Source organism: Streptomyces sp. NPDC021749 (assembly GCF_040640655.1).
In the GTDB taxonomy this organism is placed as follows: domain Bacteria; phylum Actinomycetota; class Actinomycetes; order Streptomycetales; family Streptomycetaceae; genus Streptomyces.
Window position 1 is genome coordinate 1 of the sequence record NZ_JBFACE010000052.1, and the last position, 14,624, is coordinate 14,624.

At 73.2% G+C, this 14,624-nt stretch carries 11 protein-coding genes; 8 read left to right on the forward strand and 3 right to left on the reverse strand.

Going from position 1 to position 14,624, the window contains the following annotated elements:
- Positions 1-897: 897 nt before the first annotated feature.
- The 3 genes from AB0G35_RS33160 to AB0G35_RS33170 all read left to right on the forward strand — a co-directional run bounded on the left by AB0G35_RS33160 (position 898) and on the right by AB0G35_RS33170 (position 3,568).
- Positions 898-1,365, forward strand: coding sequence for a radical SAM protein (locus tag AB0G35_RS33160; protein ID WP_360957219.1), 468 nt, complete (start codon positions 898-900; stop codon positions 1,363-1,365).
- Positions 1,362-1,802 carry an SPASM domain-containing protein gene (locus AB0G35_RS33165; protein WP_360957222.1) on the forward strand — a complete coding sequence of 147 codons (441 nt, stop codon included), beginning with the start codon at positions 1,362-1,364 and terminating at the stop codon, positions 1,800-1,802. The genes AB0G35_RS33160 and AB0G35_RS33165 overlap by 4 nt, the downstream gene beginning before the upstream one ends.
- Positions 1,803-2,320: 518 nt before the next feature.
- On the forward strand, positions 2,321-3,568 hold the full coding sequence (locus AB0G35_RS33170) for an IS256 family transposase (protein ID WP_360957225.1): 1,248 nt from the start codon (positions 2,321-2,323) through the stop codon (positions 3,566-3,568).
- Between the two features lie 13 nt (positions 3,569-3,581).
- On the opposite strand, the gene AB0G35_RS33175 is transcribed toward AB0G35_RS33170, so the two are convergent.
- The 3 genes from AB0G35_RS33175 to AB0G35_RS33185 all read right to left on the reverse strand — a co-directional run bounded on the left by AB0G35_RS33175 (position 3,582) and on the right by AB0G35_RS33185 (position 5,967).
- Entirely contained in the window at positions 3,582-4,319 is a 738-nt protein-coding gene (locus tag AB0G35_RS33175) for an SDR family oxidoreductase (RefSeq protein ID WP_360957228.1), read from the reverse strand.
- A 290-nt stretch (positions 4,320-4,609) separates the two neighbouring features.
- Positions 4,610-5,017 carry a CoA-binding protein gene (locus AB0G35_RS33180; RefSeq protein ID WP_360957230.1) on the reverse strand — a complete coding sequence of 136 codons (408 nt, stop codon included), beginning with the start codon at positions 5,015-5,017 and terminating at the stop codon, positions 4,610-4,612.
- Between the two features lie 158 nt (positions 5,018-5,175).
- Positions 5,176-5,967 (reverse strand): type VII secretion system-associated protein, encoded by a 792-nt coding sequence (locus tag AB0G35_RS33185; protein ID WP_360957233.1) that lies wholly within the window; start codon positions 5,965-5,967, stop codon positions 5,176-5,178.
- 263 nt (positions 5,968-6,230) lie between these two features.
- Between AB0G35_RS33185 and AB0G35_RS33190 the strand changes: the two genes are divergently transcribed.
- The 5 genes from AB0G35_RS33190 to AB0G35_RS33210 all read left to right on the forward strand — a co-directional run bounded on the left by AB0G35_RS33190 (position 6,231) and on the right by AB0G35_RS33210 (position 14,603).
- Positions 6,231-6,875: a YigZ family protein gene (locus AB0G35_RS33190; RefSeq protein ID WP_360957235.1), complete on the forward strand. Its 645-nt coding sequence runs from the start codon at positions 6,231-6,233 to the stop codon at positions 6,873-6,875.
- A 201-nt stretch (positions 6,876-7,076) separates the two neighbouring features.
- Positions 7,077-8,555, forward strand: a complete 1,479-nt coding sequence (locus AB0G35_RS33195) for an APC family permease (RefSeq protein WP_360957238.1) — start codon at positions 7,077-7,079, stop codon at positions 8,553-8,555.
- Positions 8,556-8,618: 63 nt separating this feature from the next.
- Entirely contained in the window at positions 8,619-10,151 is a 1,533-nt protein-coding gene (locus tag AB0G35_RS33200) for an alpha/beta hydrolase (protein ID WP_360957241.1), read from the forward strand.
- A gap of 106 nt (positions 10,152-10,257) precedes the next feature.
- Entirely contained in the window at positions 10,258-11,424 is a 1,167-nt protein-coding gene (locus AB0G35_RS33205) for an exonuclease SbcCD subunit D (RefSeq protein WP_360957244.1), read from the forward strand.
- Entirely contained in the window at positions 11,421-14,603 is a 3,183-nt protein-coding gene (locus AB0G35_RS33210; protein ID WP_360957247.1) for an SMC family ATPase, read from the forward strand. The genes AB0G35_RS33205 and AB0G35_RS33210 overlap by 4 nt, the downstream gene beginning before the upstream one ends.
- Positions 14,604-14,624 lie beyond the last annotated feature (21 nt).

The following is a 14,624-nucleotide window of genomic DNA, read 5'->3' on the forward strand; positions in this document are numbered from 1 at the left end:
TGCGGCATGAGGGCCTTTCTGGTCGCCGGTGCAGATGTCGCAATCCACACCGAGCCAGAAGGCCCTCACCCATTTCAAGATCACACGCCAGTGATTGCTGTCACCAACCTCCGTGGACAGAACAGCTAGTGCGTCCGTACGTCGACCGTGTTCCTGGCGGGTGGCCCCCGGCCCCCACGCGTGCTCGTCCCGGCTACCGCGGCATGATCGTCTATGACCGACTCCCACGGTGCAAGGGTGTCTGCCGCGTGTGCCGGCTGTACGGATACCACCGTGGGTAGGGGCGGTGTCAGTGTGCAAAGCGCGCCCAGCGGCCCGGCAACCGCCCCGCGGACGCACCGAAGTGGATCCGGTGCAGCCTGCCGTACCGGCACGAGCTCTCCCATCACGTCTCCGACCAACCCCGGTGGGGAGTCGTGATCTGGTGGGCGCGATGAAGAAGCAATCCTGAGCACTGCACCTGCCGCCGCAACGATTCTTTTTGTCTGGCGTCGGAGTGTGGCGCTCCTACTAGACCCCCGGCGAACCGAGCGCCGGGAGTGCTCCTCACGGCGGGCCCACACATTCCCACCAGCCCCAGTCCCCTCATTACGAGACGGGGGACGAAGGGGGGAGCACGGCAGCCCCCCGGTCACCCACTGATAAATCCGGGTGGGCGCCAACCCAAGATGCCCAGCTCGGCCAAGAGACCCCCGTCAAGTGGCCTGGAGCTGGGAAACCCACGCCGCCGGAGCCACACGCCGGCGTGTGTGGAAGGGGCCGTCCGGACTCTCCGTCCGGTCCGGACGGTCCACACAAGCCCCCGCCCCGGTCACCTTGAGATCGATCGGTGAGGCACCGGCCGGCGCGGGCTCTCATCGGGCCGTAGGGCCCATCCATCCGCTTCAAGGAGTAGGGATGAGCGCTGTCCAAAATCCCTTACGCTTCGCCTGGCTGGAGGTCACAGGACTCTGCAACGAGCTCTGTGATCACTGCTACGCGGACTCGTCGCCCAAGGGCACACACGGCACGATGACGGTGGCCGACTGGGTACGTGTTATTGACCAGCTAGCTGGAATGGGCGTCGCTGATGTGCAATTCATCGGCGGCGAGCCGACGCTCTACCCGCAGCTGCCCGAGCTGATCGCGCACGCCCACGGGGCCGGGCTCGGCATTGAGGTCTTTTCGAACCTCACCTATGTCCGTGAACCACTGTGGACGACCTTCGTAGAGTGCGGGGTGAGGCTGGCTACGTCGTACTACTCCGATAGGCCGGAGGAGCACGATGCAGTGACGAACCTTCGAGGTTCGCACAGAAAAACCCGAGCGAACATCGAGAAGGCTCGCCGTCTGGGACTTGCCATCCGCGGTGGTGTGGTCGAATGAACGCGCAACAGCGTGTCACGCAGGCCGTGGAGGATCTGACTGCACTCGGTGCGGTGCCAGGGACCGACAGGAACCGGGCTTTCGGGCGAGCCAGCCACGGCGCACGGCCAGCGATCGATGATCTCTGCGGGCACTGCGCACTGGGTCAGGTGGCCATCGGTCCCGATGGGGTCGTGTGGCCCTGTGTCCTTGGGCGGTTCATCACTCTGGGAAACGTCCGCGACACTCGCCTTGCGGAGATCTGGGGCACCGCAGGAACGGCTGAGGCTCGGGCCGAGATTGCCACGACTCACGAGAAGGTGGCTCTTGGACAGGTCTGTACTCCCCCGCAGTTCCTCCCGAGCTGCCAACCGTGCGGCCCCTGCGTCCCCTCGGTGGGGCACTGCGATCCGCGAGAGGCACAGTCTGGCGCCGCTACGATCGGCTCACCCGCGTGAGGCACGGAACTCCTAGGAGCGAGCGCACATGGATCACGGAGACGACTTCGGCCGCTGGATGCAAGAGGGTAGCCCCGAAGCAGTGCAGCGGACCGAAGAGCAGTGGAGCCAGATTGCTCGGTACGTGCGCCATGCGGCAAACAAACTCGGGCCGGCACTGCCCCACTGTCTCCCGGGTGAGCCCCAAGAGTGTGGACGTACCGCGCAGCAGCACGTGTTGGCGTGGTCAGCCCTCATGAAGGCGATGGCACAGAGACTGATCGAGGAGGCTGCGCCATCGCGGGCTCGTGCCGCTCACGGCAGCGGTCCGCTGTACCAGCGGTATCTGTCAGAACTCCGGTAGCACTGAGCAACGCCAGAGAGCCACCTTCGTGAGCCTCCACGGCCCGGGGACGAGCAATGCTCAGGACTTGTGGATCAGCCCCGGGCGGGGACGCGAAGGGCGTACCTTCCCGAATGATCCTGTGATGGTCACCGAGTAGGCCCGCGTTCGCAGCGCGGGTCGGGAAGGCACGTCCGTGCTGAGCGTAGTGAACGCCGACGGCAGTATCGAGTCCGGCTCCCTGATCGATGAGATCGTCCGTGAGGGCGCCCGCCGGATGCTCGCCGCAGCCCTGGAAGCAGAAGTCAACCAGTACATAGCCGAGTTGGCCGCCGAGACCGACGAGCGCGGGCACCGCCTGGTGGTCCGCAACGGCCACCACCGGCCCCGCACTGTGGTCACCGCCGCTGGCCCGGTCGAGGTCACCGCGCCCCGGGTGAACGACCGCCGGGTCGACGAGGCCACCGGCGAGCGCAAGCGGTTCTCCTCGAAGATCCTGGCCCCGTGGTGCCGTAAGTCCCCGAAGGTCTCGGAGGTCCTGCCGCTGCTCTACCTGCACGGACTGTCGTCCGGGGACTTCGTGCCCGCGCTGGAGCAGTTCCTCGGCGGTGCGGCCGGCCTGTCGTCGGCGACGGTGACCCGGCTGACGAAGCAGTGGCAGGACGACCACGCCGCCTTTCAGGAGCGCGACCTCGCGGACCGGGACTTCGTCTACGTGTGGGCCGACGGCGTGCACCCGAAGGTCCGACTCGGGCAGGCGCACTCCTGCGTCCTGGTCCTGCTCGGGGTGCGGATGGACGGCTCCAAGGAGCTGATTGCGCTGGCAGAGGGGCTGCGGGAGTCGACCGAGTCGTGGGCCGACCTGCTGCGTGACTGCCGTCGACGCGGCATGCGCGACCCCGAGCTGGTGGTCGGCGACGGAGCGATGGGGCTGTGGAAGGCCCTGGCCGAGGTGTTTCCTGCTGCCCGTCAGCAGAGGTGCTGGGTTCACAAGGCCCGCAATGTCACGAACTGTCTTCCGAAGTCCGCGCAGCCGGGCGCGACGAAGGCGCTGCAGGAGATCTACAACGCCGAGGACCGCGTGCACGCGGAGAGAGCGATCGAGGCGTTCGCGAAGACCTACGGCGCGAAGTGGCCCAAGGCCGTCGCGAAGATCACCGAGGACCGCGAGGAACTGCTGGCCTTCTACGACTTCCCGGCAGAGCACTGGATCCACCTGCGGACCACGAACCCGATCGAGTCCACGTTCTCCACGGTCAAGCTCCGGACAAAGGTCACCCGCGGTGCCGGCAGCCCGGCCGCAGCCCTGGCGATGGTGTTCAAGCTGGTCGAGTCCGCCCAGGAACGCTGGCGGGCGATCACCGGAGCCTCCCTCGTCGTCCTGGTCCGCTCCGGTGCCACGTTCAAGAACGGCGTCCTGGTCGAGTGCAAGGAAGCCGCGTAGTCAGGACGGCCGATCAGCTTGCGAAACCACCGTTGCTCTTCAGCAGTTGCCCGTTGATCCACTGGCCCTGCGGCGAGCACAGGAACTCTACGAGATGAGCGGTGTCCCGCGGGCTGCCGAGACGCCCCAACGGTGTCTGGCGCAGCACGTGGTCCCGGATGTCGTCGGACATCCAGCCGGTGTCCACCGGTCCCGGGTTGATCACGTTGGCAGTGATCCCGAGGTAGGCGAGTTCGTGGGCAGCGGCCAGGGTGATGCGGTCGAGTGCGCCCTTGCTCGCCCCGTAGGGCAGGTTGCCGACGGTGTGGTCACTGGTGAGGCTGATCACGCGTCCGGTGCCCGGAGTCCCGCGGAAGCGACGGCCGTACTCGCGGATCAGCAGCCAAGTGGCGCGGGCATTGACCGCGAAGTGGCGGTCGAAGCTCTCCAAAGTGGTGTCGAGCAGGCCGGAGTCGACCGACTCACAGTGGCACATCACCAACGCGGTGATGCCCCCGAGGCGACGCTCAGCCTCATCAAAGACCCGCTCCGCTGTCTCTGGGACGGCGAGGTCCGCCTCCACCGCCACCGTGCTGGCGCCCCGTTCCGCCAATTCCTTGGCGATGGCATCCGCAGCACCAGCCTCGACGCCCCAGGGCATGCGAGCGTCGTACGTCGTCCAGTACGTGAAGGCGACGTTCCAGCCCGCCTCGGCCAGTCGGCAGGCGATACCCGCGCCGATCCCGACGGAGCGGCCGACGCCGGTCACCAACGCGACCGGCCTGGCGGCATCAGACAGCGGCTTCTCTCCAACGGTCGTCACAAGGTGCAATCGTTCGGCCTGCTACGTGCGCACCGCAACCTGATTTTCCGATCCACAAGGCTTGACAATTGCTCCCCGGGGGACGGGGCTTGCGCGCTTACCCGTCCCCGACTCGCGCCGGCTGGAGAGGGCCGCCTGAGCCGGCCTGGAGAGCGTGAGAGGGCCCTCCGCGTTGACGACGAGCCAGCCCGCCTTCTGAAGGGGGCCCTGGAGGCGGCGGACGGACCTCGGCGCCCGGCTCAGCCCAAACGCGGTATCTCGATGGCCGGACAACGGTCCATCACCATGTCGAGGCCGGCATCGCGCACGCGGTGCCAGGCTCCCTCGTCGACCACGCCGAGCTGGAACCAGACGGCCTTCGCGCCGGCCGCCACGGCCTCGTCGGCGACCGGCCCCGCCAGCTCGCTGTTGACGAACACGTCGACCACGTCGACCGGGAACGGGACCGCGTCCAGCGAGGGGTAGCCCGGCTCGCCGTGCACCGTCTCGGCCTTCGGGTGCACCGGAACGACGCGCTTGCCGTAGCGCTGCAGCACCTCGGCCACGCCGTACGCGGCACGCCGCTCGTTGTTCGACAGGCCCACGACGGCCCAGGTGTCGCCGAGCTCGGTGAGGATCCTGCGGATCGTACTGGGATCGCCGTACACGCACTGCCTCCTGACCGGGGAAGGTTCTCGTGCGGATCAACGGCCGGCGCCGACGGAAGATTCCCGCGCGCCGCGGCGGGTGCGCCCGTGGACGCAGACGCCCCGCCCGAAGGGGAAGGCGGGCGGGGCGGGTTCTCTGTGGGGCGGGGCGAAGGCGGTCAGCGGCGGCCGCGGGCGACTCCGCTGCCGGCCAGTCCGGCGCCGACGACGGTGCTGCCGTTGGCGGCCCGGGCCGGCTTGCCGATCGCCCGGCCACCGCCCACCGGCTCGGCGCCGCCGGCCCCGGTGCCCGGCCGCAGCGCCCCGTTCGCGGCCGCTTTCCGGGCCTCCTCCGGCGTCTCCGCGGAGGAGGCGGCCAGCGCGGCCCGCAGTTCCTCGGTGTCGACCAGCATGCTCACCGGCCCGGTCGGGTTCAGGTACAGCGCATGGCCTGGAGGAAGCTGGTCGACAAGGTCGGCCACCGGACGGCGGTCGTACAGCAGCCGCCCCACCGACTCCAGGTAGCCCTCCGAGGTGTAGACCGGGATCACCGGGGTGCCCTCGGGCGAGGCGGCGGCCAGCGGCGTGCCGGTCGCGGTGACCAGGACGGACACCTCGGCCCGGGCCAGCGCCTCGGCGACGTCCTGGCCGGGCCCGTAACCGGTCGCGGCCAGCTGCACCGCGCGGTCCACCGGGTCGGCCGGCTCCGACCACTCCAGCATCTGCGGCGACGGCCGGTACTCCGGGTTGTCCCGCCACTCCTCGATCTCGCCGGTCGGCCCGGACCGCCACTGCCCGATCAGCGCCCAGAGAGGCGGCGGCCCCTCGCCCTGCCACGTCAGGTCCACCAGGGCCAGCCAGTGGTCGGGCGCCTCGCGTGCCGCCTCGACGACCTCCGGCGGGGGTTCGGGCATGGCCTCGCCCGTCAGGGGCTCGCCCGCCGTCATCGCCGCCTGTGTGCTCTCTTCCATGCAGCCCTCCGCCAACCCGCCGTTCGGTTCCTGCGCGTACGAGCGGGGCCCCGGAAACACGAGGCTCTCGCACTGGCCTCACAGTGCCCACGGCCGGCCCCGACGTCTCCCCGACGCACCGTGCGGACGGCGCGGATACGCCGCCTGGCCGTGCGGACTGCGCCCGTCCGGCGGACCCCCGTGCCCTTTTGGCGGACGGTCCAGCGCGGCGCGGGCCGCCGGGTCCGGAGCCCGTTGTCACAGGGGCCGCATAGGCTGGAGCGATGCAGGAGCAGTACCGCACGCTCGCGCGCGAGGGTGTCCACGAGATCGAGATCAACAAGTCCCGCTTCCTCTGCGCGCTCGCGCCGGTCGCGAACGAGAGCGAGGCGCAGGACTTCATCGCGCGCATCCGCAAGGAGCACCCCACGGCACGCCACCACTGCTGGGCGTACGTCCTCGGCGCCGACGGCGGCGTGCAGAAGGCCAGCGACGACGGCGAGCCGGGCGGCACCGCGGGCGTACCGATGCTGCAGATGCTGCTCCGCCGCGAGGTGCGCTTCGTCGTCGCGGTCGTCACCCGCTATTTCGGCGGCATCAAGCTCGGCGCCGGCGGGCTGATACGCGCCTACGGCGGCGTCGTCGGCGAGGCCCTGGACGCGCTGGGCACGGTCACCCGGCAGCGCTTCCGGCTGGCCACGGTCACCGTCGACCACCAGCGGGCGGGCCGGGTCGAGAACGACCTGCGGACCACGGGCCGCGCGGTGCGGGAGGTGACGTACGGGGCGGAGGTGCGGATCGAGGTCGGGCTGCCGGAGGCCGAGCTGGAGGCGTTCCGCGCCTGGCTCGCGGATGCGACGGCCGGCACGGCCCGGCTGGAGCTCGGCGGCGAGGTGTACGGGGCGGTCGGGCAGGCCGGGGAGGTCTGACCGGCGGCCGTGCCCCGCGGGGCGGAGGCGGCCGGGCGCGGCGGCCGCGAGGGCAGTTGGGCCCGCGGGCCCGGCGGAAAGTCCGGTCCGCACCGGTGCGCGGCGGCGCCGGGCGTGTCAGCCTGTGGCCCGGGCGGGTGCCGCACCGGTGAGCGGCGGGGGCCGAAGCTCCGCCGTGCCGGCACGAGAAGGGGGCCGCCGATGCCTGAACTCCTCGACGAGCGGGCGGGGTTCGTGCGCCGGATCGGCCTGTTCCAGGCCACCGCCATCAACATGAGCCAGATGTGCGGCATCGGCCCGTTCGTCACCATCCCGCTGATGGTCGCCGCCTTCGGCGGACCGCAGGCGGTCGTCGGATTCCTCGCCGGCGCCGTCCTGGCACTCGCCGACGGGCTGGTCTGGGCCGAGCTGGGCGCCGCGCTGCCCGGCGCCGGCGGCAGCTATGTCTACCTGCGGCAGGCGTTCCAGTACCGCACCGGCAAGCTGATGCCGTTCCTGTTCGTCTGGACGGCCATGCTGTTCATCCCGCTGGGGATGTCCACCGGCGTGATCGGTTTCGTGCAGTACCTCGGCTATCTGTGGCCGGGGATGAGCCGGGGCCAGGGAGACGCCGTCGGGCTGCTGGTCACCGTGGGCATCGTGGTGCTGCTGTGGCGACGGGTGGAGCGCATCGCCCGGCTCGCCGTCGTCCTCTGGGCGGTGATGATCGCCGCCGTCGTCCTCGTCATCGTGGCCGCGTTCACGCACTTCAGCCCGGAGCGCGCCTTCAGCTACCCCGCGCACGCCTTCGACCTGACGGCCGGTCACTTCTGGGTGGGCTTCGCGGCCGGACTGACCATCGGCATCTACGACTACCTCGGCTACCACACCATCGCCTACATGGGCGCCGAGATCCGCCACCCCGGCCGGACCGTCCCGCGCGCGATCATCGCCGCCATCCTCGGCATCATGGCCCTCTACCTGCTGCTGCAGATCGGCACCCTCGGCGTCGTCGACTGGCGGGAGATGCTCGACCCGCACTCCACGGCCTCCTCGTCCGTCGCCTCCGCCGTGCTCGAACGGGCCTGGGGCTCGGCCGCGGCCGGCACCGTCACCGTGCTCATCCTCGTCACCGCCGTCGCCTCCGTCCTCACCGGGCTCCTCGGCGGCTCCCGGGTCCCCTACGACGCCGCCCGCGACCGGGTCTTCTTCCGGCCGTACGGCACCCTCCACCCGCGCCACCGGTTCCCCGTGCTGGGCCTGCTCACCATGGGGGCGGTGATGGCGGGCGGCTTCCTCCTCGGCCGGCACACCGACCTCGCCACCGTCATCCAGCTGCTCACCACCGTCATGGTGCTCGTGCAGTCGCTGGCCCAGGTCGCCGCGGTCACCGTGCTGCGCCGCCGCCAGCCGGCCCTGCACCGCCCGTACCGGATGTGGCTCTACCCGCTCCCCGGACTCGTCGCGCTCGCCGGCTGGCTGGTGATCTACGGCTACGCGGACCGCAACGCGCCCGGCCGGCACCCCATCGAATGGTCGCTGGCCTGGGTGGCCGCGGGCGTGGTGGCGTTCCTCTTCTGGGCCCGCTTCGAGAAGGAGTGGCCGTTCGGGCCGAAGCGGATCGACGAGCGGTACCTGGAAGGGACCGGGGACCGCCACCCGCCCGAAGGGGAGACCAGCGCCGCCGGTGCCGGGGGATAACCCCACCTCGGGTCTCGTGGCTGCCGGATGGGCGCCGGGCCCTGCCTCAACGACCCTTGTCCCATGACCAGTTACCCACGGCGCACCCTCCTCCTCTCCCTCTCCGCCGCAGCGGTCGCGGCCACCCTGACCGGCTTCGCCCCGCCCGCCCCCGCCGCCACCGCAGCGTCCACGCACCTCGCCTGGCGGCCCTGCGACCGGCCCGGCGGCCCCACCGGGCAGGAGTGCGCCGACCTGGCCGTACCGGTCGACTACCGGAACCCGGACGGGCCCCGGCTGACCGTCGCGGTGTCCCGGCTCCGCAGCGACCGGCCCGCCGCCCGGCGCGGGACCCTGCTGCTGATCCCGGGCGGCCCCGGCGGCTCCGGGGTGCAGCGGCTCGCCCAGAAGGGGGAGGCGCTGCGCAAGGCCACGGGCGGGGCGTACGACCTGGTCGGTCTGGACCCGCGCGGGGTGGGCGGCAGCACCACGGCGAGCTGCGGCCTGGCACCCGACGACCGCACTCTGGTGCACCTGCGCTCCTGGCCCGCCCCGGACGGCGGCATCACCGACAACGTCGCCCGCGCCCGGCGCGTCGCCGACGCCTGCCACCGGCACGGCGGGGCCGTCCTGCGCAGCATCTCCACCGCCAACGAGGTCCGCGACATCGACCGCTTCCGGCAGGCCCTCGGCGAGCGGAAACTCTCGGCCTGGGGCGTCTCCTACGGGACGTACGTGGGCGCCGTCTACGCCCAGAAGTACCCGGAGCACACCGACCGTTGGGTGCTCGACAGCAGCGGCGACCCCGACCCGGCGCGGGTCGAGCGGGGCTGGCTGGCGAACATGTCGGCCGCCGCGGACGACCGGTTCCCCGACTTCGCCGCCTGGGCCGCCGACCCGGCCCGCGACAAGGACGGCCTGCGGCTGGCCGCCCGCCCCGAAGACGTCCGCCCGCTCTTCCTCGCACTGGCCGCGAAGCTGGACCGCGCGCCGAGGGAGTCCACCACCCCGTCCGTGCCGCTGACCGGCAACATGCTGCGGCAGGCGCTGCAGAACGCCCTTTACAGCGACACCTTCTTCGCACCGCTGGCCCGGCTCGTCCAGCAGGCCCAGGACCCGGCCGCCCGCCCCGTCCTGCCCGCCGACCTCGCCGGGCCGCTGCCCGACCCCGGCGCCACCGCCATCATGGCGACCCTCTGCAACGACGTGCGCTGGCCCGCGTCGGTCCCCGCCCACCGGCGCGCGGTCGCCGCCGACCGGGCCCGCCACCCGCTCACCGCCGGGATGCCGGCGAACATCACGCCCTGCTCCTTCTGGAAGGACGCGCCGGACGCCCGGCCCACCAGGATCACCGACGACGGCCCCTCCAACGTCCTGATGCTGCAGAACCTCCGGGACCCCTCCACTCCCTACTTCGGCGCCCTGAAGATGCGGCAGGCCCTCGGTTCCCGCGCCCGCCTGGTCACGCTCGACCACGGCGGCCACGGCGCCTACCTCGGCAACGGCACCGCCTGCGGCGACCGCACGGTCACCACCTTCCTCACCACCGGCCACCGCCCGGCACACGACGTGCGCTGCACGGACCGCGCCACGCCGCCCGCGGCCGGAGCCCGGTAGCGGACGGCGGGCCGCCGGCGGCTACCCTGGGCACGGCCGGCCGGCGGACACCGGGCGGCGCAAGAAACGGCCCAGGAGGGGGAAGCGTGCAGGTCGGAGCGGTCGATTGAGGCTTCTGCACACCTCCGACTGGCACCTGGGCCGGTCCTTCCACCGGGTCAGCCTGCTCACCGCCCAACGGGCCTTCCTCGATCACCTGGTCACGACGGTGCGCGACCGGGAGATCGACGCCGTGCTCGTCGCGGGCGACATCTACGACCGGGCGGTGCCGCCGCTCGCCGCCGTCGAGCTGTTCGACGAGGCCCTGCACCGGCTCGCCGAACTGGGCGTCCCGACCGTGATGATCTCCGGCAACCACGACTCCGCCCGCCGGCTGGGCGTCGGCTCGGGCCTCATGGAGCGGGCCGGCATCCACCTGCGCACCGACCCGGCCGGCTGCGGCACGCCCGTACTCCTGCACGACGCGCACGGCCCGGTCGCGCTCTACGGCCTGCCGTACCTCGAACCCGCCATGGTGCGCGACGCCCTCGGCGCGCCCCGGGCCGACCACGCGGCGGTGCTGGGCGCGGCGATGGACACGGTGCGCGCCGACCTCGCCGGCCGGCCGACGGGAACCCGCTCGGTGGTGCTGGCGCACGCCTTCGTCACCGGCGGCGCGGTCAGCGACAGCGAACGCGACATCACCGTCGGCGGCGTCGCCTCCGTCCCCGCGGCCGTGTTCGACGGTGTGGACTACGCCGCGCTCGGCCATCTGCACGGCTGCCAGACCCTCACCGAACGGGTCCGCTACTCGGGCTCCCCGCTGGCGTACTCGTTCTCCGAGGCCACGCACCGCAAATCGATGTGGCTGATCGAGCTGGACGCGGCCGGGGCGGTGCACGCGGAACGGGTGGACTGCCCGGTGCCCCGGCCGCTGGCCCGCATCCGGGGACCGCTGGAGCAGCTCCTCGACGACCCGGCACTGGCCCCGCACGAGGAGTCCTGGGTCGAGGCGACGCTCACCGACAGCGCCCGCCCGCACGAGCCCATGGCCCGGCTCGCCCGCCGCTTCCCCCACCTCGTCAGCCTGGTCTTCGACCCCGACGAAGGACCGGCCCGCTCGCTGGCCTCGTACGCCCAGCGGCTGCGCGGCCGCAGCGACCAGGAGATCGCCGAGGACTTCGTGGCCCACGTACGCTCCGGCCGCGCGGCCGACGCCGGCGAACGGGCCGAACTGCGCTCCGCGATCGACGACGTGCGCGCCCAGGAGACGGCGGCCGAGGGGGCACGATGAGGCTGCACCGGCTGACCGTCACCGCCTTCGGGCCGTTCGGCGCCACCCAGACCGTCGACTTCGACCGGCTCACCCGGGACGGCCTGTTCCTGCTGCACGGGCCGACCGGCGCCGGCAAGACCTCCGTCCTCGACGCGGTGTGCTTCGCGCTCTACGGGTCGGTCCCCGGGGCGCGGCAGAGCGGCCAGGCACTCCGCAGCGACCTGGCCGACCCGCTGACCCCGACCGAGGTCGTCCTCGAACTCACCGTCGCCGAACGGCGGTTGGAGATCACCCGGCTGCCCGAGCAGCCGCGCCCCAAGAAGCGCGGCAGCGGCACGACGAAGGAGAAGGCGCAGAGCCGGCTGCGGGAGTTCGTACCGGCCGGACCGCAGGAGCGGGCGGCCGGCGGCGACGGGCACTGGAAGGCGCTGAGCCGCTCGCACCAGGAGATCGGGGAGGAGATCGGGCAGCTGCTCGGCATGAGCAAGGAGCAGTTCTGCCAGGTCGTGCTGTTGCCGCAGGGCGAGTTCGCGCGCTTTTTGCGGGCCGATGCCGAGGCCCGCGCCCGGCTGCTCGGGCGGCTCTTCGACACCCGCCGGTTCGCCGCCCTCGAAGAACAGCTGACCGCGCGCCGTCGGGCCGCCGCCGAAGAGGTGGCGGCCGGCGACGAGCGGCTGCTGGCGCTGGCGCACCGGATGGCGCAGGCGGCCGGCGGGACCGCGGACGCGGAAACCGGTGACGCCGCCGTCTTCGCGGGGCTGCTGCCCGCCGCGGACCCCGGCCGGCGTACGGCGGCTTCGGTCCCGGCCCAGGGCGGCGCCGCCGGACGGCGTACCGCGGGTGGGGCCGGGCGGACCGGGCGCGGTAGCGGGAAGGCCCCGGCGGAGTCGGCGGACCTGCCCGGGCCGGGCGAGCCGGGATTCGCGGACGCGGTCCTGGCCGGCGCCGCCGTCGCCCGGGTGGCCGCACGGGAGCGGCTGGACATCGCCCGCTCGGCGCTGTACCGCGCCGAAGAAGCGGAACGGACCGCGGCCGGCCGGCTGGCGGAGGCCCGCGAACGGCACCGGCTCCAGCAGCGGTACGCGGACGCCCGCCGCCGGGCCGATGCCCTGGCGGCCCGGGCCGGCGAACGGGACGGGATCCGCGAGCGGCTGGCCCGGGCCCGCGCCGCCGCACAGGTGGCGCCCGCGCTCGCCCTGCGCGACGCCGCCGGACGCGACCTGGACGCCGCCCGGCGCGCCGACGCGGAGTGCCGCAGCCTGCTCCCACCGGAACTCGCCGACGCCGCGGGCGATCAACTCGCCGCCAGGGAACGGGAGTTGCGGGAAGAACTGGGCTCGCTCGGGGCGGCCCGGCGGGCCGAGCGGCGGGCCGCCGAGATCGGCGCGGAGCGGACCGCACTGGACCGCGAGGCGCGCGCCGACGAGCAGACCCTGCTCGACACCGAGGAATGGCTCGCCCAGTGGGACCGGGCCCGCCGCGCCCACCAGCAGCGCATCGAGACCGCACAGGAGGCCGCGACCCGGGCCGAACAGCTCGCCGCCCGCGTCGAACCGGCCGCGGAACGGCTCGCCGCGGCCCGGCGGCGCGACCGGCTCACCGAGGAAGTGCGCACCGCGGAACGGGAGTCGCTCACCGCCCGGGAGCGGTCCGCGGCCGCCCACGAGCACTGGCTCGACCTCAAGGACCGGCGGCTGCGCGGGATCGCCGCCGAGCTCGCGGAGGGGCTCAGCGACGGCGCGGCCTGTGTGGTGTGCGGTGCCACCGAGCACCCGGCCCCGGCCCGGGCCCGGGCCGGACATGTCGACCGCGCCACCGAGGAGGCCGCACTGGCCGCGTACCGGCGGGCCGAGGAGACCCGTCGGCAGGCGGAGCAGCGCTGCCAGTCCGCCAAGGAAGAGCTGGCCGGCGCCGCCGCAGCGGCGGGCGACGCCCCGCTGGCCGAACTGACCGCGCACGTCGAGGAGTTGCGGGCCGACCTGGCCCGCGAGCACACCCGCGGCGCCGATCTGCACGCCGCCCGCGAGGCCCTCGGCCGCGCCGAGCGGGAGTACGAACGGCGCCGCACCGAGCAGCAGCAGGCCGAGCGCCGGGCCGCCGCCCGCACTTCCCGCCGCGAGGCCCTGGATGCCGAACGGGCCGCCCTGGAGCAGGAGTTGGCCCGGGCCCGGGCGGACTGCGCGAGCGTGGCGGAGCGGGCCGGGCGGCTGGAGCGGCAGGTGGCCCGGCTGGCCGCCGCGGCCGAGGCGTCCCGTACGGCGCACGCCTGCGCCGAGCGGCTCAAGGAGGCCGACGCCGCGCTCACCGACGCCGCCTACCGGGCCGGGTTCGACACCCCGCAGGCGGTCGCCGGGGCGCTGCTGCGGGACGACGAGTGGCGGGCCCTGCAGCAGCGGCTCGACGACTGGCAGCGGGAGTCGGCCGCGACCGAGGCGGAGCTGGCCGACCCGGAGGTGTCCGCCGCGGCCGCGCTGCCGCCCGCGGACCCGGACGCCGACCGGGCCGCGCACGAGGAGGCGGCGGCGCGACTGCGCACCGCGGCGACCGCCCACGCCACCGCCCGGGACCGCGCCGCCGAGCTCGACCGGCTCTCCGCGCGGGCGGGGGCCGACGCCCGGGCGCTGGCCCCGCTGCGCGCCGCCCACGAGCGCATCGCCCGGCTCGCCGCCCTGGCCGCCGGCACCTCCGGCGAGAACGAGCGGCGGATGCGGCTGGAGTCGTACGTCCTCGCCGCCCGGCTCGAACAGGTCGCGGCCGCGGCCAGCGCCCGGCTGCACCGGATGTCGGCCGGCCGCTACACCCTCGTGCACTCCGACGAACGGGCCGGCGGCACCCGCCGCTCCGGGCTCGGGCTGCACGTCGTCGACGGCTGGACCGGCCGTGAGCGGGACACCGCCAGCCTCTCCGGCGGGGAGACCTTCTTCGCCTCGCTCGCGCTGGCCCTCGGGCTCGCCGACGTCGTCACCGACGAGGCCGGCGGCACCCGGCTGGACACCCTCTTCATCGACGAGGGCTTCGGCAGCCTCGACGAGCAGACCCTCGACGAGGTGCTGGACGTCCTGGACTCCCTGCGCGAACGCGACCGCAGCGTCGGCATCGTCAGCCATGTCGCGGACCTCAAGGCCCGTATCCCCGCCCAGCTGGAGGTCGTCAAGTCCCGCACGGGCTCGGCGGTACGGCACCACGTACGGCACTGAAGCCCGGGGAGTGCCGGGCGG